At 41.7% G+C, this 22,880-nt stretch carries 17 protein-coding genes; 6 read left to right on the top strand and 11 right to left on the bottom strand.

The features are described 5' to 3' along the window. Positions 1-224 precede the first annotated feature (224 nt). Positions 225-1,856: a C45 family autoproteolytic acyltransferase/hydolase gene (locus tag C3V44_RS05420; protein ID WP_106095803.1), complete on the top strand. Its 1,632-nt coding sequence runs from the start codon at positions 225-227 to the stop codon at positions 1,854-1,856. A 340-nt stretch (positions 1,857-2,196) separates the two neighbouring features. Here the strand turns inward: C3V44_RS05420 and C3V44_RS05415 are convergent, their stop codons facing one another. Further along, on the bottom strand, positions 2,197-3,420 hold the full coding sequence (locus C3V44_RS05415) for an exonuclease SbcCD subunit D C-terminal domain-containing protein (RefSeq protein WP_106095802.1): 1,224 nt from the start codon (positions 3,418-3,420) through the stop codon (positions 2,197-2,199). Between the two features lie 64 nt (positions 3,421-3,484). Here C3V44_RS05415 and C3V44_RS05410 point away from each other — a divergent pair, with 64 nt between their 5' ends. Then, entirely contained in the window at positions 3,485-4,651 is a 1,167-nt protein-coding gene (locus C3V44_RS05410) for a class I SAM-dependent RNA methyltransferase (protein ID WP_106095801.1), read from the top strand. Positions 4,652-4,655: 4 nt separating this feature from the next. Here the strand turns inward: C3V44_RS05410 and C3V44_RS05405 are convergent, their stop codons facing one another. From C3V44_RS05405 to C3V44_RS05370, 8 genes are read right to left on the bottom strand one after another with little or no spacing between them, the layout of a single operon-like run. Further along, positions 4,656-5,417, bottom strand: coding sequence for a hypothetical protein (locus C3V44_RS05405; protein ID WP_106095800.1), 762 nt, complete (start codon positions 5,415-5,417; stop codon positions 4,656-4,658). A gap of 5 nt (positions 5,418-5,422) precedes the next feature. Further along, positions 5,423-5,956 carry a cytochrome c gene (locus C3V44_RS05400; protein ID WP_106095799.1) on the bottom strand — a complete coding sequence of 178 codons (534 nt, stop codon included), beginning with the start codon at positions 5,954-5,956 and terminating at the stop codon, positions 5,423-5,425. Between the two features lie 10 nt (positions 5,957-5,966). Then, entirely contained in the window at positions 5,967-7,778 is a 1,812-nt protein-coding gene (locus C3V44_RS05395) for a quinol:electron acceptor oxidoreductase subunit ActD (protein ID WP_106095798.1), read from the bottom strand. Continuing rightward, a complete protein-coding gene (locus tag C3V44_RS05390; protein WP_106095797.1) occupies positions 7,759-9,690 on the bottom strand; it encodes a family 20 glycosylhydrolase in 1,932 nt (643 codons plus the stop codon). The genes C3V44_RS05395 and C3V44_RS05390 overlap by 20 nt, the downstream gene beginning before the upstream one ends. 37 nt (positions 9,691-9,727) lie before the next feature. Continuing rightward, the gene (locus tag C3V44_RS05385) at positions 9,728-12,580 is read right to left on the bottom strand and encodes a 4Fe-4S dicluster domain-containing protein (RefSeq protein WP_106096631.1); all 2,853 of its coding nucleotides are present in this window, start codon (positions 12,578-12,580) and stop codon (positions 9,728-9,730) included. Positions 12,581-12,603: 23 nt separating this feature from the next. Further along, positions 12,604-13,293, bottom strand: coding sequence for a cytochrome c3 family protein (locus tag C3V44_RS05380; protein WP_106095796.1), 690 nt, complete (start codon positions 13,291-13,293; stop codon positions 12,604-12,606). A 39-nt stretch (positions 13,294-13,332) separates the two neighbouring features. Beyond that, a complete protein-coding gene (gene coaE, locus C3V44_RS05375; RefSeq protein WP_106095795.1) occupies positions 13,333-13,917 on the bottom strand; it encodes a dephospho-CoA kinase in 585 nt (194 codons plus the stop codon). Then, the gene (locus tag C3V44_RS05370; RefSeq protein WP_009416999.1) at positions 13,914-14,846 is read right to left on the bottom strand and encodes a hypothetical protein; all 933 of its coding nucleotides are present in this window, start codon (positions 14,844-14,846) and stop codon (positions 13,914-13,916) included. Before C3V44_RS05370 ends, coaE begins: the two co-directional genes overlap by 4 nt. A gap of 230 nt (positions 14,847-15,076) precedes the next feature. Here C3V44_RS05370 and C3V44_RS05365 point away from each other — a divergent pair, with 230 nt between their 5' ends. Beyond that, positions 15,077-15,664, top strand: a complete 588-nt coding sequence (locus C3V44_RS05365; RefSeq protein WP_106095794.1) for a DUF4303 domain-containing protein — start codon at positions 15,077-15,079, stop codon at positions 15,662-15,664. 58 nt (positions 15,665-15,722) lie between these two features. On the opposite strand, the gene C3V44_RS05360 is transcribed toward C3V44_RS05365, so the two are convergent. Together C3V44_RS05360 and C3V44_RS05355 are read right to left on the bottom strand one after the other, a co-directional pair. Continuing rightward, positions 15,723-16,562, bottom strand: a complete 840-nt coding sequence (locus tag C3V44_RS05360) for a prephenate dehydrogenase (RefSeq protein WP_002675505.1) — start codon at positions 16,560-16,562, stop codon at positions 15,723-15,725. A gap of 7 nt (positions 16,563-16,569) precedes the next feature. Next, the gene (locus C3V44_RS05355) at positions 16,570-18,918 is read right to left on the bottom strand and encodes a hypothetical protein (RefSeq protein ID WP_053581743.1); all 2,349 of its coding nucleotides are present in this window, start codon (positions 18,916-18,918) and stop codon (positions 16,570-16,572) included. A gap of 1,013 nt (positions 18,919-19,931) precedes the next feature. Between C3V44_RS05355 and C3V44_RS05350 the strand changes: the two genes are divergently transcribed. The 3 genes from C3V44_RS05350 (at position 19,932) to C3V44_RS05340 (ending at position 22,879) form a co-directional block, all read left to right on the top strand. Next, positions 19,932-21,293, top strand: coding sequence for an OprO/OprP family phosphate-selective porin (locus C3V44_RS05350; protein ID WP_106095793.1), 1,362 nt, complete (start codon positions 19,932-19,934; stop codon positions 21,291-21,293). A gap of 27 nt (positions 21,294-21,320) precedes the next feature. Continuing rightward, complete coding sequence (locus C3V44_RS05345; protein WP_106095792.1) at positions 21,321-22,151, top strand: lamin tail domain-containing protein; 831 nt, start codon at positions 21,321-21,323, stop codon at positions 22,149-22,151. Positions 22,152-22,234: 83 nt separating this feature from the next. Further along, positions 22,235-22,879, top strand: a complete 645-nt coding sequence (locus C3V44_RS05340) for a hypothetical protein (RefSeq protein WP_106095791.1) — start codon at positions 22,235-22,237, stop codon at positions 22,877-22,879. Position 22,880 lies beyond the last annotated feature (1 nt).

Here is a 22,880-nt window from a genome sequence, read left to right as displayed (position 1 = left end):
CCCAACATTCGTATAAGCTTCCTATAAGCTTTCTATAAGCTAAGTATACTCTCCTACTACCTTCGACTATCTCCGATATTATCCGAATCCGTACGAATTTTTACTATATGCTCAGAAAACTGCAATTTTCGCATTTCTGGTATTATTGGCATTATTGGCATTTTGGGTATTAAAAAATAATCTCTATTTTTGCATCTTAATCAGCAGTTCGAAGAGTCGGCAAAATGAAAAAACTCTTACTTCTTACTTTTTACCTCCTGCTCACCTCTTGCGGTATTTTCTACAAGAAAATCACTCCGCCTGAGGTAACCTATCCGTACCAGAAACCTCAAATTACTGCACTAAATGATACGTTGCGGTATTTTCAGGATAACTATATTGCAAAAAATCAACAAGGCTTGTGGGAGCTCTACCTTTCAGGAAATCCCTATCAGTTAGGGCTCAATTCGGGCGCACTTACTGAGCCTTTGTACCATCGTCAGGACAGTCTGCTCTTTGTCAAACTCAATCAGTTTGTGCCTTCACAGCGCAAACAGCGTTTTTTGCGCAAGTTCGTCAAGTGGTTCAATCGAGATATCAATAATTGTGTGATACCCCCTTTCCGGCAAGAACTCTGGGGACAAGCGCAGTACTCCGATACGATTTTTAACTACATAGCCCCTGCTTATCAGCGTACCCTTTACCTGCATTCGGCTCACGATTTAGGGCACGCTTTGCAAGATTTGATGCTCGTAGGCTGTTCTTCGTTAGCGGTTTGGGGCGATAAAACCGAAGATGGTCAGCTCCTCATAGGGCGCAATTTCGATTTTTATCTCTCCGATGACTTTGCTACTGAAAAGGTAGTGCGATTTGTGCGCCCTGAGGAAGGCATTCCTTTTATGAGTTACGCTTGGGGCGGAATGATAGGTGTGCTCTCGGGTATGAATCTCGAAGGTCTTACGGTTACTATCAATGCGGGAAAGTCGTCTATTCCGCTGAAAGCTCGCACCCCTATTTCGCTCCTCTGCCGTGAAATCTTGCAGTACGCCAAAAATATCGATGAGGCGATTGCTATTGCTAAAAAGCGAAAGGTATTCGTGTCCGAAGCTATAATGGTGGGGAGTGCTACCGACGGCAAGGCAGTAATCATCGAGGTATCACCCAAAAAGTTTGGGGTGTACGAAGCTCCTAATGCAGTGCTTTGCGCCAATCATTTCCAAAGTGAAGTGTACAAGAAAGATAAGAAGAATCTCAAACAGATACGCACTTCGCATTCAGCGTATAGATATGCCAAAATGCAGGAGTTCCTAACAGAAGAACCTAAGCTGAACCCCTCTAAAATAGCTACACTCCTCCGCAGTACCGAAGGCTTACACGCCGATTCCATAGGCTATGGCAATGAGAAAGCGCTCAACCAGCTATTGGCACATCACGCAGTAATTTTTAAACCTCAAGAACGCTTAGTATGGGTATCGACAGCTCCTTATCAGTTGGGCACTTTTGTAGCCTATGATTTAAAGCAGATATTTGCTACCAAAGCTTATCCGTCGCACAGTCCTTATCCTCAAACTTCCCTAAATATTCCGCCCGACCCTTTTATGTACACCCAAGCGTTTAAGGATTACGAAGCGTATAGGGTATTAGAGCAACAGATAGAAACACATTTGCGCGAACATACCCCTATTGTAATAGACGAAGTAAAGCCCATAACAAGTCTCAACCCGCATTATTGGAAAGCCTATTATTTATTAGGGCGAGCTTATCAAACACAAGGAAATAAAGAAACCGCACACCAGCTCTTCCAAAAAGCCCTCCAATGCGAAATACCGTATAGTGAAGAACGAGAAAAGATTCAAAAGTTAGTCAATAAAAATTAGTAACTCGTATTAAACTTGCTTTTACAGAAATCCAAAAAGAATTATCTTACTAATTAGCATCAGTCTGATATATATAACACTGATTTACGGTTGTGTTTACGTTATAATCAGTGAAATTTAAGCAACTCGTTGCTAAAATCCGTGCACTTTTGTTCTATAATATTGAAATCAATCGGGGTCTAAATCCATGCAATCCGTGTAATCTGTGCGAGATTTTAAAGTAGCGAAGCAACTTATTTGTTTGATTTTTTTTAAGATTTGTAATATTTCTGTAGCGTAAGCTACACTTTTCTTACATCAAACTCACATCAATTAACCACTAACCATTAATCATTAACCATTAATCAGTCGCTTTCTCCATTGCTTCATCAAACAAAGGTTTATAGAATTCAGGCAGTTCTTTTTGGAATTTATTTTGGTAAACCCTTTGTAGTACCTCATAAGGTTGCAGGTCGTTTAAAGTAATTTCCTTTTGCAAAGTTTCCTTTGTAGTGTTTTGTTGCTGTTGGTAGCGCACATCTATACGCGCCAAGCGTACGTGTTTATGAGCGATAGCTTTCAGTATGCTGTTTTTGAGTTCAGGAGCAGGTTCGTTTAGTAATACTTTTACTTCTAAATAAGGAGCAGGAGTATGAGTAGTTCCCTTAGGCAAAGAAGCCAAAGCATTCAGCACTTCTTTAACCGGTAGTGGTCGTTCAGGCACGCTTAACATAGGAGTATGCAACGGAATGGGCACAGTTTTAATATCCTGTACACGTCCTTCTTCTAATGAAAAAGCCACCACTTGATGCTGATAATGCTTTTCTGAAAATGATAAGGGTATAGGGCTTCCCGAGTAGCGTATATGAGCTTTACCACCTAAGGCTTGAGCTTTGTGAATATGTCCCAAAGCAATGTATTGTAACACGTTAGGAAAACTCGTAGGTTTGAAGCCTTCCATTCCCCCAATAATAGGACGCTCAGCCGTGTCCTCATCGCTGAGTTCTGCTCCCAAAGCGTGCAGATGTCCCATAGCAATCAGCGGTTTTCCTTTGGCAATAGTCAAAGCCTTTTCAGTAATTTCGCGGTAGAAAGCCTCCACCCCTTGAGTATAATCGGGGTTAGTATCTTCATTTTTAGGAGTATCCCCTAAGCGGAGAAAAGGCACAGCAAGGCAGTAAGCCATTACTTCCTCTTTTTCGTAAAGCGGAATAATAAGGCGCTTATAATCTATCTCTCTCTGTTCATTTCTTTTCACATATCCCACCAAATGCACTTGTGTATCTTCCAAAAGAGGTTGGGGCATTTCAAGGCGTACAGGCGAATCGTGATTACCCGCAATAGCTATAATTTGCAGTTGGGGGAAACGCTCAGTTGCTTGATGAAGAAAATGATAAAACTGCTTTACCGATGCCACTGCAGGGTTAGCAGTATCAAACACATCACCACTGATAAGTAAAACATCAGTATGTTGTTCTTCAATAATTTGCAAAAGATTATCTAAGAAATATTGATGTTCGTTATAGCGGTCGTATCGGTAAAACGTTTGTCCTAAGTGCCAATCGGCAGTATGTAGCAAGTTCATTTTTCAGTTATTTATTTTCTCAGATGGCAAAAATAATGTATATTTGCCATATTTTTGTATACTAATGGAAAATAATTATAAAATGGTAGCCAAAACTTTCTTTGGCTTTGAAGATATTTTAGCTGATGAATTGCGCAATTTAGGGGCTATGCACATAACCAAAGGCGTTCGCAGTGTACAGTTCGAAGGCGATAAAGGCTTTATGTATAAGGCAAACCTCTGCTTGCGTACCGCTTTAAAAATACTGAAACCTATTGCTTCTTTTTATGTGCGTAACGAGAAAGAATATTACCAAAAACTCTATAACTTCAATTGGCAAACCTACCTAAGAGTAGACCAGACCTTCGCTGTTACAGCCACCTTACAAACCGAACTTTTTAATCACTCTCAATATGTGGCTTTAAAAGCCAAAGATGCCATTGCTGATGCTTTTCGCAATGCTACAGGTCGTCGTCCCAATGTAGATGTACTACACCCCGATTTGGAGATACATATTCATATTCAGCGCAACGAAGTAATTGTGTCACTCGATAGTTCGGGCAATTCACTGCATCAGCGCGGGTATCGTACAGCTACCAATATAGCTCCTATCAACGAGGTGCTTGCTGCTGGTATCCTACTACTCAGCGGTTGGCAGGGGCAGTGTGATTTCTTAGACCCTATGTGTGGTAGTGGTACTTTTTTGATAGAAGCAGCTATGATAGCTTGTAATATTCCAGCCAATGTACACCGTAAAGAGTTCGCTTTTGAACGTTGGAACGATTTTGATGAAGACCTCTTTAATCTTATCTTTGGCAGTTGTATTAAAAAAATACGAGAGTTTCACCACCAAATTATAGGATATGATAAAGCACCGTCAGCAGTAGCCAAAGCCAAAGATAACTTAAAAAACGCCGACCTATCTGAGTACATTCAAGTATTCCAAAAAGACTTTTTTGCTACTGAAAAAGAAGATAAACAGCAACCATTACATATGGTGTTCAACCCACCTTACAATGAGCGCCTACAAACCGATGTAGAACAGCTTTACTCATCGATAGGCAACACTCTTAAACATCATTACCCCAATACCGATGCGTGGTTTATCACTTCTAATTTAGAAGGTATAAAATATGTAGGATTGCGTCCTTCACGAAAAATAAAGCTCTTTAATGGTAAATTAGAAAGCCGATTGTTACAATATAAGATGTACGAAGGAAGTAAGAAAGCTAAAAAACAAGCCGAAGAGTAAAGTTCTATTTTACAAAAGGCATTACCATTAAATAGAAATTGAGGTATTGCCCCAATAATATAAGGATAGCTGTTCCAAAAAGGAACAGCTTTTTTTGTTTGGCTCGTGAGGATAACAAGATGAGAAAAGGTAGTGCAAAACTGAGAATGAGCATTGCTACAATAGCCTCTCCGTAGCCTTTGCTGAGAAGAGTTTGGTAATAAACAATTTCTTCGGGAATATTGGCGTACCATATCAGCATATATTGTGAGAACCACAAATACGCCCAGAATATAGAGAACCCAAAGAGGTATTTTCCTAAATCGTGATAGTGCTCTGGCTTGCTAAATAAGGTAATGAGGGCAATACCTGAGAGCAGAAAACTGCTGAGCAATTGCCACGCAAAGAGGGTGCTGTGCCATTCGGGAGTAAGACTTAAAAACCAATCCCACGCCATTGGAGTTTCGGTAAGAAAGAAAATAACTAAGAATAGTACGTGAGGCGTTAAAGTCTTAAACTTTTTTAAAGTATAGCGATACCCCACCCATACTGCCATATAGCCCACAGCACGCAACAGAAAATAAGGTTCGTTATGCACTATATACAGCACCCCTAACAAAACTAATAACACTAACCATAAAGATGTTGTGATACGCTTCATTATAGGGTATAAACTCATAGCCCACTCAGCGTGCGTAACTTTGTTGATAGCATAGAATACCAATACCCCTACCAACGTAAGCGCTACAAACAATACAATTGAATATGTTAAAAACAATATGTTCATACTTCTTACCTCTTATCTCTTAGCTGTTCAACGTACATTGCTACTTGCCAGCGTTCTTTCTCACTCAGCTGATTAACAAAAGCAGGCATTGTATTGCGTCCGTAGTAGAGTACGTCGTAAATGCTGCCTTCGGTGAGCTCTCTGCTCTTGTAGTTTGGAACGCCTAAAATCTTCTCCCTTTGCACTAAAACTCCTTTGCCGTCACCTTTCTCACCGTGACAGAGCGCGCAATAGATGCCGTAAAGTTTTTTACCATCGGTTAGGTTTTGAGTTTGTTGTAAAGTATCAGTTGCTAAGGGGTTGCTCAATTGTGCTTTAGCTTGCTCATAACCCTCAATGGTATTAGGGTAGCGGTAGGGCAACTCACCTCTTTTTACAGTGTGCTCAGGAGGGGAGAGCGGTGCGACTTCATAAGTTTTATAAGCAGGGCTCTCGTACATATCGGGCATAAACTCAATGTTGCGCTCTTGCTTGTTCCTACAAGCAACTGCCGATAATATTAGCAATAAATACTTTGTATAAATATTAAAATGTTTCATTTCTTACCTCTTACTTCTTATCTCTTACCTGAATTATAAATTTATCATCACTACTTTTCTTTATAGGATTTTCAGCTTTTTTGAATGGGTATAACCTACTTCTGATAAAGAAACTAATCACCAATAGATGCGCTGCAAAATATACAACCAGCTCGAATATTACGGGTACAAAAGCGGGGAGGTTTTGCCAGAAAGTGGCATTAGGCTTTCCACCAATATCCATTGGCCAGTCTTTTATCATTGTGAAATAGGTAAGCCAACAACCGAAAAACAAGCCTATGAGTCCGTATAGAAAAGTGGCTTTGCCTAAGCGAGTGCGCTTAAGCCCTAAGGCTTCGGCTAAACCGTGTACATAGAAAGGCGTATATACTTCTTGAATTTCCTTGCCTTCTGATTTTAATTCTTTTATTTTATCTAAAAGATTTTTAGGAGAGGTAAGAGTTAAGAGGTAAGAGTTAAGAGATTCCTGCCTGCTAACATCTGTCCCCTGACATCTGTCCCCTGACATCTGTCCGCTGACACCTTTCACTTCTGCTTGTGCAATCATCGGGAAACTTCTTGCATATAATAAGAACAACAAAAAGAAAAATCCCAAAGTGCCTACAAATATCCCTATATCTACCCACGTAGGACTGAACATTGTCCACGACGATGGCAGATAACCGCGGTGCAGTGAGGTAACGATAATCACAAAACGCTCGAACCACATCCCTACACAAACTACCAAAGCAACACATACAGAGAAAGTAATACTACGTCGTAACTTTTTGAACCATAAGAGTTGTGGGAAGACTACATTGCAAATAATCATCGTCCAGAATGCCCACGCATAAGCACCTGTAGCACGATTGCAGAATACGTATTGTTCAAACTCCGAGTGAGAGCGCATTGCCATAAAAAACTCGGTGAGGTAAGCAACAGTTACAATACTACCTGCAACTAACATTACAGTGTTCATCAGCTCGATGTGTTTTAGGGTGATATAGGCTTCTAACTTACATACTTTGCGCAAGATAATAAGTAGCAAGCTCACCATTGCAAAACCCGAAAAGATAGCTCCTACTACAAAGTAGGGCGGGAAGATAGTAGTGTGCCAACCAGAGACCACCGAAGTAGCAAAATCAAAAGAGACAATAGTATGCACTGAAATTACTAACGGAGTGGCAATACCTGCCAAGAGTAACATTGTTTCTTCCATACGTTGCCAATCTTTGGCGCGACCACTCCAACCGAAGCTCAGCAAACTGTAAATCTTCTTCTGAAAAGGCTTGAGAGCACGATCGCGAAGCATCGCAAAATCGGGGAGTAAGCCTACCCACCAAAAAACTAAAGATACCGAAAAATAGGTAGCAATAGCAAAAACATCCCATAGCAAAGGCGAGTTGAAATTGTCCCATAATGAGCCATATTGATTAGGAATAGGCAAGTTGAAATGCAACAACCACGGTCTGCCCAAATGCAGTATCGGGAAGATACTCGCTTGTAGCACCGCAAAGATAGTCATTGCTTCAGCCGAGCGATTGATTGCCACCCGCCACTGTTGTCGAAAGAGCAACAATACCGCCGAGATGAGTGTTCCTGCGTGCCCGATACCTATCCACCACACAAAGTTGGTGATGTCCCACGCCCAGCCCACGCTTTTGTTGAGCCCCCAAGCGCCTATACCATCGCGCAAGGTTACCCATATTGCCCATACCCCCCAGAGGGTTGTAAGGAGGGTAATGCCAAAGGCAATCCACCACGCACGCGAAGCACGACCTTCGATGGGCTGCGCTATATCTTCACTGATGGTATGATAGGATTTATCGTTGAGTATCTGCATAAATAAGATTTTTTACAGCATCCTTGCCGTCGGGAGTTACAAACACACAAGTGAATTGCCATTTCACCAATCGCACTTCAGGGGTCGAGAAAGCTCCCACGGGTAGCTTGAGCAACACTTTATTCCATCCCTTGTTGAGTGTAACTTGTAAAGGAAGACGCACTTGAAAATTTTCGTTAGTAAGAGGTATTTCGTTAGAGAGCTCTCTGTGAGTTGATTCCCATATAGGAGGAGAGAGTTCAGTATTGTTTAGCCAAATTTTACTCTCCTTGTAATCCCATTTGCCTTGTGGCGGAGGAAGATCTTTTTCCGACCGACTGTAATCTTGAAAACTTACCCATAAACCAACCGATTGTTCTTTGGGTGAATATACATAAGTGTAAGCATAAGCAGTGTGGTTGGGTTGAGGGTTTTTATAGAAAGCAGGTACAAGGTCACCCCAAGTATGTCGCAAATAAATACCTGCCCCTATGGATTTATGAGTGTGATAAGTTTTTCCTTCATAAGAGTAGCTTTCTTTTAAGGCTTTCTCAGGCGGAAAAGATAGAGAAAGGTTGCCATTATTAGGGAATGCATCGGTAATGCGCCAAACTACTTTCGTTTGAGGTACGTAGGCAAAGGGTTCGGCAGTAAAGTGATGGGTTTTATGCCAACACATACGCCTTTCAAAATCAGCAAACTGCCGGAATATAGGGTCGCTGGTATCAGTAGGGAGCATAGTGCCTTTGCCATCAAAATATTCGCTACCTCCTCCTTTCCAAGAGCGTTCGGCTAAAGCGAGCATCGCAGGATAGAAATTGTTTTGTATGAGAATATTTCTCTCTCCTTTGATGTAGCGGTCATTCCACAGCCCTATAATAGCTCCCGTGTGCTCATCGTCGCCTTGGGCTACATTTAAAATTCTGCTGTTGTAGAGGGCAACCAAATCGGCAAAAGCATCAAAATGATTGATATAGTGAAATTTGCTATCAATAGCAGGAATGCCTTTTTGTGCTTTACCCCGATAGCTCCACAGTTGGGTCATATCTATTTCACCTGCTTTATATTGCCACCCAGGATTCCAAGAAATCACCTTTTTGCCTTTATTACGCAGGTAAGCCACCATTTTGGGTACAAATTGCGGATTGCTAAAAACTACTTCATCAGTGCCTATATGAATATAAGGAACATCAAAATTTTCGACTACCTCATCCAATAGTTCTTTGAGAATTGCCATTCCTTTTTCCGATTGCATATCTACCCCAAAAGCCTTTTCAAAAGCGAGACTGTGTCCAGGCATATCAATTTCGGGGATGAGCAATACATTGTGTTCTTTGCAGAAAGCAACTAACTCTTTGGCTTCTTGTAGGGTATAGTATTGGGCAGGCATACGTTCATAGCTAGACGGTGCATTGAGTTCAGGATAACGCAAACTCTGCAAACGCCACCCTTGATTTTCGGTGAGATGCCAATGAAATACATTGATTTTGTACTGCGAAAGTAGTGCTATTTCTCTTTTCAACTCCTCCAAACTCATAAAGGTGCGTCCTACATCTTGCATAAAACCGCGTATCCTAAAAGCAGGATAATCAATGATTTTGCACCCTTCGTAATAGGCTTTGTTGCCTTTGGTAACCAAAAGTTGTTTTAGGGTTTGTTTTGCCCAATATACGCCTTTTCCACTGATCGCCCGAATGAGGATATAATTTTTGGTAACTTCTAACATATACCCTTCTTCTTTATTGATGGGAATTTCGGGCAAATCGGCTACTCTTTCTACAATAATGAGCGGGCGCGTTTCTGCCGAGGCTACCTTGTAGCGTTGCCCATTGGGGATTACTTGTTGTGGCTCAGGCAACAAGTGGTCTATCCCTGCATAAAGCACACAAGGAGAAACACACCAAAGGTATGTGAAAAATATATAAAACTTCATAACTGCTAATTCCTAACTTTCACTTGATACACCACATTTAATTCCTAACTTTCACTTGATACACCACATTAGGGTCTGTCCCCAGCTCTGCTAAAAGCTGATACATACGATCACTGGCACTGAGTTGGGCTATTTTGCTTCCTTCTTCGTTAGCATCGCCAAATACCATAGCCCCTGTATTACAAGCGGCGGCACAAGCTACTACATTGTTGAACTCTCCTAGGGCGACCGCACGACCTTCTCTTTTGGCTTTTAGTATTACCGCTTGGGTGTTCTGGATACAGAGGGAGCACTTTTCCATTACCCCTCGCGAACGTACTGTTACATCGGGGTTGAGCACCATACGCCCTATTTCGTTGTTCATATTGTAGTTGAACTGCTTGTTTTCACTATACTGAAACCAGTTGAACCGGCGTACTTTGTAAGGGCAGTTATTGGCGCAATAGCGCGTGCCTACACAGCGATTGTAAGCCATTTGGTTTTGTCCTTGCTGTCCGTGAGTGGTAGCGATTACGGGACAAACAGTCTCACAAGGGGCATTATTACAATGCTGACACATCACGGGCTGAAAACCAACACACCTTTGTTCGTCTTCTCTTGATTCATAACGATCAATGCGCAACCAGTGCATATCGCGCGAGCGACGCACTTCCTCTTTGCCTACTACGGGCACATTGTTTTCGGCGTGGCAAGCGATTACACAAGCCGCGCAACCCGTGCAAGCATTCAGGTCGATAGAGAGTTTAAAGTGATGTGGGGTAGTAGGGTCTTTCTTTGTTTTAGGAGGTTGAGGATTCCACACTTCGGCAGAGGAGTTTAAGAAAGTATCTAAACTGATTTCTTTGAGGATATTTTTACGCCCTACCAATTCATTTTGCAGTTGTAAGCAGGCAAATTTGTGTGTGCCGTCTGCTTTTTCTATCTGTACGCCTTGGTTTTTACAATGGTCTTTATAAAGAGGGAAGGTATTCACGCCTATTTGCATTTCGGTTTGTATGCCTGCCTTGCGCCCATAACCTAAGGCAAGCCCCACACTGCCCTGCGCTTGTGCGGGGGTGATAAGTACGGGAGCGATGATACTTTTGCCGTTACCACTGATTTTCGCCTGATGCCCGTCCAAAGCACCATCAGCTGTATGCCAATTCTCAATACCTAAGGTTTTGGCATCGGTGGGGTGCATCGTGAGGAAGTTATCCCACGTAGTGCGGTGGATAGGGTCGGGGAGCTCTTGTAGCCAAGGATTGTTAGCCTGCTGCCCGTCTCCCAAAGCGGTACTAGTGTAGAGGGTGAGTTCAAAAGATGTTTTCGATTGGCTTATAAGCAATTGAGAGATAGATATATCGGTAAAAGATTCTTTGGTGCGGAATAAACTTAGTCGTTCCTCTTCTTGTTGTTCAAAATCAAATCTTTTTTCCTTATCTACAAAAGTGCCGTCGTGTAGGGCTTGTTCCCAAGAAAATCCTTTTAAGATATGGTTTTCCCAATGAGCTTTGATAAAATCGTAATAGCTCTCCTTGTGTCCTATCCATTGCAAAAAACAGTCTTGCCATTGTTTGGTGTTGAAAAGCGGACGTATACAAGGTTGCATCAGTCCGTAGTGCCTGTATTTAAATTCTACATCGCCCCACGACTCTAAATAATGCGGTTGAGGCGCCCAAAGGGTCGTTTGCTGGGCAGTTTCATCAGCGCGCATCGCAAAGGATACCGAAAAAGGTACTTTCTTCAAGCCTGAGATAAACACTTCAGCGTTAGGCAAACTGTATAAAGGGTTGAGATTGTTGATAAAGAGAACGCCTACCTTGCCTTCGTTCATATCGGTGAGCAATGGTTTGAATTTCCACACTATATCTCCTTTTCGCGTGAGTACGGGTGTTTCAGGTATAAAAGCCTTGCTTTTCAGTCTTTTATTCAGCGCAAAGGTGAGTTCTTGAGCATTGTCCTTATCAATACCTGTTACGATTACGGCATCGCTACCCGCTTTTTTTACTTCATCGGCTATTGCTTTGAGTTTTTTATTAATTTCAGCAGGAAGATTTTCAGAATGAGAAGTTTGATATTCTGTTAAAAAAATATAGAATTGTGCTAAAGCTACTTTCAGTTGTTGAGGGGTGAGGGCGATACGCTCATCGGCATTAGCGCCTGTAAGGCTGAGGTTGGCTTCTAACTGAATATGGCGCGACATTCCGTTTGCTTTGCTGGGGATACGCCCTTGAGCATAGCCAGCTTCATAGCCCCCGCCATTCCAATCGCCCAAGAAATCGGCATCAAATGAAACGATGATCTTTGCCTTGCTGAAATCGTAATCGGGCATCGCGCGCAGTCCACAACGTTTTTCAAAAGCTCTGAGAGTAGCCTCTTCTGAGACGGTGTCGTATTCAACTAGTTTAAAAGTAGGGTATTTTTCTTTTAGGAGTTCTACAAGAGCATAACTCGACGGACTTGCGAGTGTTTGACTGAGCATCACTATTTGCTTCCCTTCAGCTTTTGCTTTCTCTAAGGCTGAAAGGGTATCGGTGTCAATTTTCTGCCAAAAGCCTTCCCCTGCAATAGTGGGAGGTTTCCTATTTTCATCGTATAAACTCAATACCGATGCCAATATCCTTGCATTCACTGCTCCTCCTGCTTTGGCTTCGGGGTTGCGCAATACAGCAATGGGTCGCCCTTCGCGAGTTTTCACTAGTACGCTGGCAAAGTCAAAACCATCGGCGATGCAAGTAGCATAATAATTGGCTTCACCTGCTACAATGCTTTCGGGCTGTATTACATACGGAATCGTTTTGTGTACCGCCCCTTCGCAACCTGCCAAGGCAGCCACCGCTGTAGAAAAACCTAAGAATTTTAGGAAATCCCGCCGTGATGTTGGTATGTTATGTATGGACTCTTTAGTCATTTGTAACTCGTAATTCGTAATTATTAATAGTGGCATTTTGCACATTCTAAGCCTCCCATTTCGGCAACGGTTAGTTTGCTAACATTTAGCTTTTTAGCCAAAGCCTTGTGCACTTCTTCATAGTGTTGATAATAAGGGTTGTTAGCATTCACAGGCATTTGGCGGTGGCAGTTTATACACCACCCCATTGTAAGAGGAGCGTACTGGTGTACCACCTCCATTTGTTGTACTTCGCCGTGGCATTTCTGACATTCCAATCCACCTACAGCTACGTGCTGACTGTGATTGAAATAAGTAAAGTCGGGAAGTTTGTGAATGCGTATCCATTGCACAGGTTTAGAAGTACCTGTATAGCGAAATTTCTGCTCGTCCCAGCCTACCGCTTCGTATAATTTCTTGATTTCTTTGGTGTAAAATTCTTTGGTATAACCATTAGCGAGATCCTCTTCCCCCTCATATTCCGAAATGGTGTTGTGGCAACCCATACACACATTGAGTGAGGGCACACCTGCTACTGCCGAAGTCCGCGCTCCTGAATGGCAATATTTACAATCGATTTGGTTATCACCTGCGTGAATTTTATGAGAGAAGTGAATAGGTTGTATAGGTTCATAGCCCTCGTCTACCCCTATCTGCATCAGAAAGGCGTAAAGAGCATAGGTAATGCCTAAAAAGGCAATAATAAGGGTTGATATAATGATAATTTTTTTCAATTAACAATTTATAATTAACAATTAACAAATGTCGTTGCGTTACAAACTTTGGCAAAGTTGAAAATGTATCCTCTTCACTTGTTCTTTGGCACTTTCCAAATCGACGTTCTCAATCACCGCATTTGAGAGGGCAATGCGCTGGGCATCACTCCATTGTTGTGACATACGCGCTCGCACTTGGGCTTCGGTGCAATGGTCGCGTGCCATTACACGGGCAATGCGCACCTCCTCAGGTGCTGTAACCGTGATGATATAATCACAATCCTTGTAGCTACCACTTTCAAAGAGGATAGCGGCTTCTTTCACTACATAAGGTGAAGTTTGCTTCTTTGCCCACTGTTTAAAATATTTTGCAAGGTCAGGATGTACAATGCCGTTGAGTATCGCTAATTTCTCAGAATTGTTGAACACAATCTGGGCGATATAAGCACGGTTATACTCTCCATTTTGGTAAGCCTCCTCACCAAAAGCAGCCATAATGCGTTTCTTTACCTGCGCATCCGTAGCGATGAGGACTTTAGCTTGTTCATCTGAATTGAATACCGCGATACCTAAGGTAGCAAATTCTTTGGCTATAGTGCTTTTGCCACTGCCAATACCTCCTGTAAGTCCTACTACCATCATTCTTTGCGTATTAGAAAATCAACGGAGGTTTCTTTCATAAAAGCTACCTTTATGCGTCGTTTATGAGTATTGAGTTGTAGTGGTATATGGTTGTCGGTTGCTTCGCACAAATCAGCAGTTACTTCTATATCGTTAGGAGTAAGGGTCTTTAAGATACTCAATTCACCTGTACAAAGTACACTCACTTCGTCGGGGAAGACTTTTACTTGACTCTCTTTCGGTACGCCCATCACCTTCACAGGTACGCGCAATTCCTGCTCGCTCACCTTATCGACAAAGGCTTGCATCACAATTTTATGAGCGTTATAATGTACCCAAGGAGTGCTTTTGAGCGTATAAGTTTCACCGAAATTGTCTTTTAGCGGACGTTTGTGACGATATTGGAAAGTTACTTGTGTGAGCGTATCTATCACTTTTTGGCTACCTGAAGCTACTACCGAATCGGGTAAGAGGCGCAGTTCTGTAAGTTGGTATTCTTTAGGAAATTCCACGTTTAGGTGTACTACTACGGGTATTTTTTTGGTGTGTTTGGGTACTAAGTATAGTTGTAGAGTATCGGAGACTACCGAGCGTATTCTGAAATTCGATAGGTAAGTATTGCTGAGCTTGTCCTTACTGCTTTTAGAGAGTGTATAAAAGTGTTCGCCCACTTCTTGTAAATCGGAGAAATCTACGGTGAGGGTAGCATTTTGTCGGTAGGATTTCAGAAGAGAAAAACCATTGCCTTCTACTGTTATTCTCACGTAGTTAGGAGCAGAGGGTAGAAATACCTTGTCGGCTGGCAGATTGATAACCGTTACTGGTACTGATAATTCTCTGATAAGGTTTTTAGAGAGTTTCTTCAGCGACCAAATGAATACCGAGAGCAACAGGCATATCACAAAAGTGAGGTTGCGACGATTAGTGAAAAAGAGGCGAAATGGCTTCATAATTAGGTGAAAGGTAAAATTTGGCACAAAGGTATAAACTTTTATTGAGAGCACAAAATAATACTTATTAATACTTTAATGCCAATTAATACTATAATACCAAAATATTACTCATTTTAAGAATATCAATAGCTTGCATTTTTATATCTATTTTTTTGTATATTGGAAATAAATTGTACATTTGCCAATATAGAAATAAATTCATTTAAATAAGAATAAAAAATAATCATATGAATGAACAACAAAAATACCACATTCAGCAATTAGCACAAAACCTTATTCGTTATTCATTTACTAAAATCAAAGCGCAAACTGATAGAGAAGGCAAACATCTTTTAGCTTATTACTTTTCTTTGGTAGACGACTTTTTTGCTGCTGCCGATAACGCTATTACTCGTGAAGATAGGCAGGCTTACAATCCCCAAGCATCTATTTTATATGCTATATGGAGTGGCAGATGCTATACTTATGAAGGTAGTTACGAGCCTGTAAAACAAAACGCTGACAATTGGTTAGACAATCAAAGCTATTTGTATAAAGAAACTTATCAAATAATAGAAGCGCTTGGTGACGATGATGATACTTATGAAGAAAAATACGAGACAATTCGGAAAGATTTTGAAGAATGTTTGCTAAGAGCCTTACAGCAATGCGATGCTGAAGGTGTTTTTGGTAATCGTTTAGAAAGTGGTTTAGTACTCTTTGCCTTTTATGTAGACGATTATGACAAAAACGGGAAAGGCTCTATGTTATACCGTTCTGCCCAACTGCTCAACCCTCAAAAAGATTGGTCGTTACTGATAGATAATTACAACTAAAAAATAACGGGTATATACACGTTACAGCTCGCGTATATACCCGTTTGGTATTAGAATACTATTTGAGTATTTTCCTAATATAATTGGCTTCGTGGATACTTTGGGTAAGGGCTTCGGATTGTTCAGTTTCGATGAGGGTTCTGAAAGCTTCTAAATTCTTGATATATTCATTGAGGGCTTTTAGTACATTGTCCTTGTTCTCCAAAAAGATAGGACACCACATCTGAGCGTCACTTTTTGCCAAACGCACCGTAGAGGCGAACCCTGTACTGGCTAAATCGAAGATTTGAGCTTCGTCTTTTTCTATCTCTAAAACGGTTTTGCCCAACATAAACGAACTTACGTGCGAGAGGTGTGATACATAGGCAGTATGCAAGTCGTGGTCAGAAGGTTGCATCATCTTCACGCGCATATTAAGGGCTTTTACAATACTCAACGCACGGTCAAGCAGTTGCCAATTGCTTTTTTCTACTTCACAAAGAGCCATTACTTTCCCATCGAAGAGGTTGTAAAGAGCTGCCTCAGGTCCTGAATGCTCGGTACCTGCCATAGGGTGCGCTGCTACAAAATTTTGCCTATGGGGGTGCGTAGCTACTACCTCGCAGATGTGACCTTTTACAGAACCTGCGTCCATTACTAACGTGTGCTCGCCTACTTTATTGAGCACCTCTATAAGCACTTCGCCTATATGGTTCACGGGTACTGCTATGAGCACGAGGTCGGCATCGGTGAGATGGTTGTAATCCGTACTTTCATCGATGATGCCTAAGGCTAAGGCTTTTTCTATATGATTAGGGTTTAGGTCGATACCAGCAATGTGGTAGCCCAAACGTTTTTTTAATTCTAAGGCAAAGGAACCTCCTATGAGACCTAAGCCTATGATGACTGCTTTTTTCAATTCGATATTAATTAGCTAATTGTCTCATAGTGTAGAGCACCAATTCAGTGGGTGATTTTTCAGTAACTATCCAAATAGATTTATCTAAATCTACATCTATTGCAATGGGGGATACTGATTCTACGGGAAAGTCTTTTAACAATTTTCCTTTTTCGTCGTATAAATAGGCTTTTTTGGTGTTTTGTTCGTTTACTGAGACGTAGTTGATGCCACGAATACGGAACTGTTTAGGACGGGCATATTTACCTTCGGGAAGTTCAATGCGTTGCCCGCCTATGGTAAGTATATTGGCTGAAAGAGAGGTAAGAGCATAACGATTACCTTCCCAATAAAAAGGTTCTACCAGCGATGGATTTGTGCGATTCATTCCTCCTTTCTCATCGATAGAAATAAGGTTACCTTCTTGAGTGGTGAACATAAACAAGTTATTGAATACCAAAGGAGGATTGTTGGAGAAACGATAGTTACCCTTTACTGTTATTCTGTTTTCACCGTTGCGGTGCAAGATGTTAAAGATACCATTATCGGAAGGGTAGATAAGATAGTCTTTGCCATTGAAACGGTAATGCTTAGGAGTAAACAAAGGTTTTCCATTGGTGCGCTGTAAGAAGCCTTTCACTTGTTGTCCTTTTCTGTCTAACAGGTGCAAGATATTGTTTTCGGCAAAGAGGAAGCGGTATTCGCGATTGCTATCGTAATCGAACACCTCCAAAGGTGTGATAGGGTTTTGATATTTTAGAGGGAAAGGCTCTACCACATTGCCGTTGCGGTCAATAATCCAGATAGACTTTTCGGTAGTGAAAGCCATTTGCAAGAAGCCGTTTTTAAATAAATCGACCTGGTAAATAGGGCTTTGTATCTTTCCGTCTAAGCGTTTTTTCCACAAGAGAGAACCGTTGTTACCTATCAGATATAAATCGTTATTGGTGTCTTGTACGGCTATTTCGAGTTGTTTGGTGCGGTGGTTTAAGAGAATGGTAGGAGGGATAACCATTTGGTCGTCTAACGTAAGGCGGAAACGTTCTTTCATCTCATCGGAAAGAGTGCTTTCAGTTTGTTTTTGACTGATGAAATTGAGCACGTAATAGTCGTTTTGAGGGGTTTGTTGGAATACTGCCCAGCGATAGTTTTCGGCTATATAAGGATATTTACTGCTAAAAGCTGTGTTGTCATAAAGATTTGTGAGCCGTGTAACACTCACGTTGGAAGCACTGTTTTGTTCTAACCAATCGTAAGATTTATTGGCTGAAAGCACATTGCCTCGTTGCATATCGTTGATTACTGAGGTAAGAAGATCTTTGGTGGTTGTAAATACGAGAAACTTTTCATACACTCCGACGTATTTAGGGACAAACTGAGGTACAAAAGCCGTGAAAAAATCCATTGGGAGGTCGGGGTTGAGTTCGTACATAGAGAAGTTGTGCTGAAAGTCTTCTGAGAGTACGGGCAACTGTTTGATGGTCTCATCTACATCAAAAGAAGAGGCGACCGCAAATTGACCTTCGGGGGTTTGAGCGAAAGCTACCCCATTGATAGAGGTTTTAAACGGATTATTGGTAGCTGTACTATCGTTTTGAGCGAGCTTATCGCCGTCGTCGAAAGTGTAAGAAACGAGTGAACGCAAGCGCGCGGGAAGTACGTTTAACACATTGTTTTGATAGGGTAGGGTGTGTGCCATTATATCGGCATTGGCATTGGCAATGAGCGCCATACCGCTGAAACGTATGTTGTTTTCTTCTAAGAAAAGGTCGAGAGAGACCCAATCTTTTACATTTTGCAATATCTCGGTTCCGAAAAACGATTTGAAGTAAGCATTTGCTTCGTCTTTTTGGAAAAAAAGAGTGGCAACGCATTCGGTATTACCTACTTTTTGGAGTTGTTCCAAAGACTGTTGCCGAGGTGTTTTAGTTTCTTGTTTCAGTTGTTGATAAGCCGAAACAGTCTCGGAATCGCCTATAACCAAGTTGTTATCGGCTATGGTATAAAACCATTCTTTACCAAACTGAGCTTGTTTTTGGATTTGAGTATCGGCATTGCGCCAAAAACTAATAGTATCGTTACTAATACGGGGAGTTATGGCAAAGAAATGACCTTCGGTATCAAAAGCTACCCACAAGTTATCATCGGTGGGAATGCTATTAAGGAGTTTTACCTCGTGTGGGCGCAACTGATGAGGATTGAGTGTTTTCCAAAAGGTATTGTTAGCAATGGCACTGAGGAAGTTGTCTTTATCGTTGATGCGGAAAAGCATTTGCGTATTATCGGGGAAGAGCAAGGGTGTTACCTCCTCTTTCTTCTCTTTGGAATCGCAGGCGAGCAGGGATAAAAACAGCGTTATGTAAAAAAGAATGCGCATAATTAAGATGTTTCAATGAAAGCAGTGTAATATGCAATGAAGTGCAAAGGTAGGAAAAAATTTTTTAATACCAAAAATGCTGATAATGGCAATAATGCCAATAATACTAAATAATGCCAGAAATTAGAAAATGAGAGAATTAGAAAATGAGGAAATGAGTAGCTGTGAGTCCTTAGATCACAGGCGATAGGGTGGAGAAGCAACGGTAGTTATTGTTGTATAAACATCCCCCTCTCACATACTCCGCTTCCGCGGACTTCCGTTCAAAGGGGGAATGTAGTGACGGAAAAGCGACGGGCAGGTGGAAAAATTGGAGAATTAGAAAAATTGAAAATTAGCAAATGGGGGAGGGTTGAGGGTTCGGAAGATATCGGAGAGAAACGGAAGGGTGTGTTGAGGTAAAAGGTAAAAGATGAGTTGTAAATTGGGTGGGGTTAGCTTATAGAGAGCTTATAGGAAGCTTATACGAATCTTGGACGATTGGTATAGGAAGGGTATATAAAAAGTTGATTTATAATATAATACAACAGCGCTAAAAATGTTAAAAACGGGGTTTCGAGGCGAAAGAAAGAGGAATAGGTACTAGGCCTTAGGCCATAGGCACTAGGGGGGAGTATGACGGAAAGGAGAAGGGATAATTAGGGAATTAGCAAATTAGAAAATTAGTAAATGGGGAAGTGTGAGGTCTTAGGTCATAGGCACTAGGGGGAGTATGACAGAAAAGGGAAGAGATAGAGGTGTGATAGGATGAAATTATAGAAAGAGTTGATAGTGAACGGTTAAACAGTGAATAGCTTAAAAGTGAATAGTTAAAAATTGAAAATAGAAAAATAATCGAAAGTAAGATAGAGGTGAGATAAAGGTGTGTTATGTTAAAATTAAGGATTTTTCAGTTTAAATCAAAAAAAAAGAAAATAATTCATTGCTAATTGGAAAATAGTTTTTACCTTTGTGGCGTTAAAAGAACTATAATAATAATTTACCAACTCCATTAACAAACATTATTTTAACCGATGAAAAAGTTACCCTTTTTAATTTTGGGGCTATTGCTGTCTTTCTTCAGTACAGCTATAGCCCAAGAGCTCGATACCATTCGCTATAACCAATATGGCGTGGCAGTCGATAGAAAAGAACTTCGCTCAGAGGCACGTAACAACATCTTGGTTTTTGAATCAAAACATCAGAACTATAAGTTTTGGTTTGACAACCGTGTGCAAGTGGATGCTGCTACGTTTTTTGGCGCTAAGAGCGATTACGACAAGATAGGCAACGGTGCTTCTATTCGCCGTGCTCGATTTGCCGTAAAGGCACAAGTTACCAAAGATTGGTACGGTGAAGTGGACGTTGATTTCGCCGATGGTATTTTTGAACTTAAAGATGCTATCGTGGAATACGACGGGATTAAGAACGTAGCCTTGAAGGTGGGAAACTTCAAAGAAGATTTCTCGATGGAGCAAACTACCAGTTCGCGTTACTTAACCTTTATGGAACGCCCTATGGTCTGTAAAGCCTTAGTGCCGTCACGACATTTGGGTATTCAAGGAGAGTACTTGCGCGACCATTTTAGGGCTTCGCTTGGTATGTTTTTGCAACGAGTGGCTGGCGTTGAGGAAGTGACCAATGTGCAAGACAACAATAAGGATTACGGACGCAACCAGGGGTATTCAATCACCAGTAAAGTGGGCTGGATGCCTTATACCGAAGACCGTATGCAAGGTTGTTATTTAGGAGTTAAGGGCTCTTACCGCACTCCAAAAACTGATGTAGCACCTAAGGATTACGGCGGAGCGCGTTTTAGTACCCGCAACTCTACCTCGATTAACCGCAAAAAGTACTTAGACACTGATGTTATACCCAATGTAGACCACGAATGGTTGCGCGGGGTAGAAGCTGCTGCTTACTACGGAGGCTTCCGCGTACAAGGAGAGTGGATAGGCAACCACGTTACTACGGAAGCTACCTATTACAATTTCACGGGTTGGTATGTGCAAGCAGCGTATTTGCTCTTTGGTGGCAAACAGAAGTTTAACGTATCGGAAGGCGAGTTTACTCAACCTACCCGAGGCAAGGAATGGGGTGATGTGGAGCTAGCAATGCGCTGTGATTACCTCAGCTTGAACGACAAAGATGTGTATGGTGGTTCAGGAGCAAACTTCACTACGGGGTTGAACTTTTATGTGAATAACAACGTGAAAATATCTCTGAACTATCAGTATACCAACAACGACCGTTATGCAAACGGCAGAGGCAAACTGATTATTGGACACGATGCCACAGGAGCCCCAACTACCGATTATAAAAAAGCGGTGGAAGGCAAAGGCAAAGGCGGTGTGAGCTACCATATGCTCGCTATGCGCTTTGAAATTAATTTCTAAACATTCACCTTTTAAACCATTACTAAAATGAAAAGTTTAAGATACATACTTCTATTAATATTGGTCATCACAGCAGGTTGTGTGAAAGATGCAGTGTACGAGGGAGCTTCGACTATCAAATCGGTGAAGCTTACTCCCGCAGCCCCTACCTCAACTGACAACGTAGTGGTAACCGCTGTAATAGCTCCGGGACTACAAGCACCTTCGACAGTAACTTTGGTTTACAACGCAGGAGCAGGCAACCAAACCGTAGCGATGACGGGCAAGGACAATACTTTTATAGGGACTATTCCGGCACAAGCCGATAAAACAAAAGTAACCTACAAAGTAACAGTAGTGAATACCGCAGGATTTTCGACCGTAAAAGAAAGTAGCTATGTGGTAGGCGATAAGCCTTCGGACTACACTAAATTGGTTCTCAACGAGCTTTACGGAGCAGGCGCCGATGCCGAAAAATTTATAGAACTTTACAACAACGGCGACACTCCTATCAAACTAAAAGACGTAACCATTAAAAAAGACGAAGAACTTGCGTGGACGGGTATTGAGGGTGAAGTGGTAGCCCCTCACTCACATTTTGCTATCGTAGGCGCCAAAGGCACTACCCCGAGAGGGTTCAGTTCGGGTTTTTCGAGCAAGAAAAATGTGCTTATAGAGCTTTACAGCCCTGAGGGAACTAAGCTTAACACCTTTCAACGAGGTGAAAAAGGCGATGGTTGGGGCAAAGTGAGTCTTGCGGCAGTTACGAAATCGTGGAGCCGATGTCCTGATGGTATAGGTAAATTTATGCAAGCAGACCCAACCCAAGGGAAAGCGAACCCTGCGACAGGAACAGAAGATGAGACTGTTAAGCAGTGAGAGAGGAGGAGTGTAGGTACGGTTATCGAAGGAAAATATTACAAAATAAGCGATTAAACAATAAATGATATAAAAACATAATTATGGCAAAAGAAGAATTAAAGATTGGCGAAATTTCTAAACCGCGTTTTGAGTTTCGCAGTTTTGGGCGTTGCTTTGCTAAACAAGCCGAGCGTATGGCACGCCTAAGTGTACCTGTTCCTGAAAAAGTATGGGAACGCCACAGTACCGAAACCTATATTGTGAGTAGGACTAACGATGTGAACAACACTAAAATTCGCGATGGTAAGATGGACATCAAAACCTTTGTACAAAAGGTAGATGGCTTAGAACAATGGAACCCACTGATGAAAGGAGAGTTTCCCATCTCGGCAAAAGTGCTTAAAGAAGAAGTATTCCCCGCTTTTAAAGTGCAAGGAATGCCAGAGCTTACCAAAGGAGAATACACCTTAGGAGAGTTCTTACAGATGGTGGAAGCACACCCCGACTTACAAGCAGTAACCGTTGAGAAGGTGCGTTTTGGTTATATGGTGAACAATACCATTTGCGAAACCGGCAACGTATATATCAATGGGGCTTTGGTGAAAACCATTAACTCAGAGTCTACCGAGATAGAAGATATTAAGAAAACCATTGCCGATTGCGGGTTAGAAGGAGTAGAGAACATCAACTACTTGCAAGCGATTAAACGCGTGATTGGAATGATACATAAACCCTTAGCAAATTAAG

The organism is Capnocytophaga sp. oral taxon 864, from assembly GCF_002998835.1.
Lineage (GTDB): Bacteria > Bacteroidota > Bacteroidia > Flavobacteriales > Flavobacteriaceae > Capnocytophaga > Capnocytophaga ochracea.
Note: the sequence above shows the minus strand (reverse complement) of the source record. Positions and strands in the feature narration are given on the sequence as shown.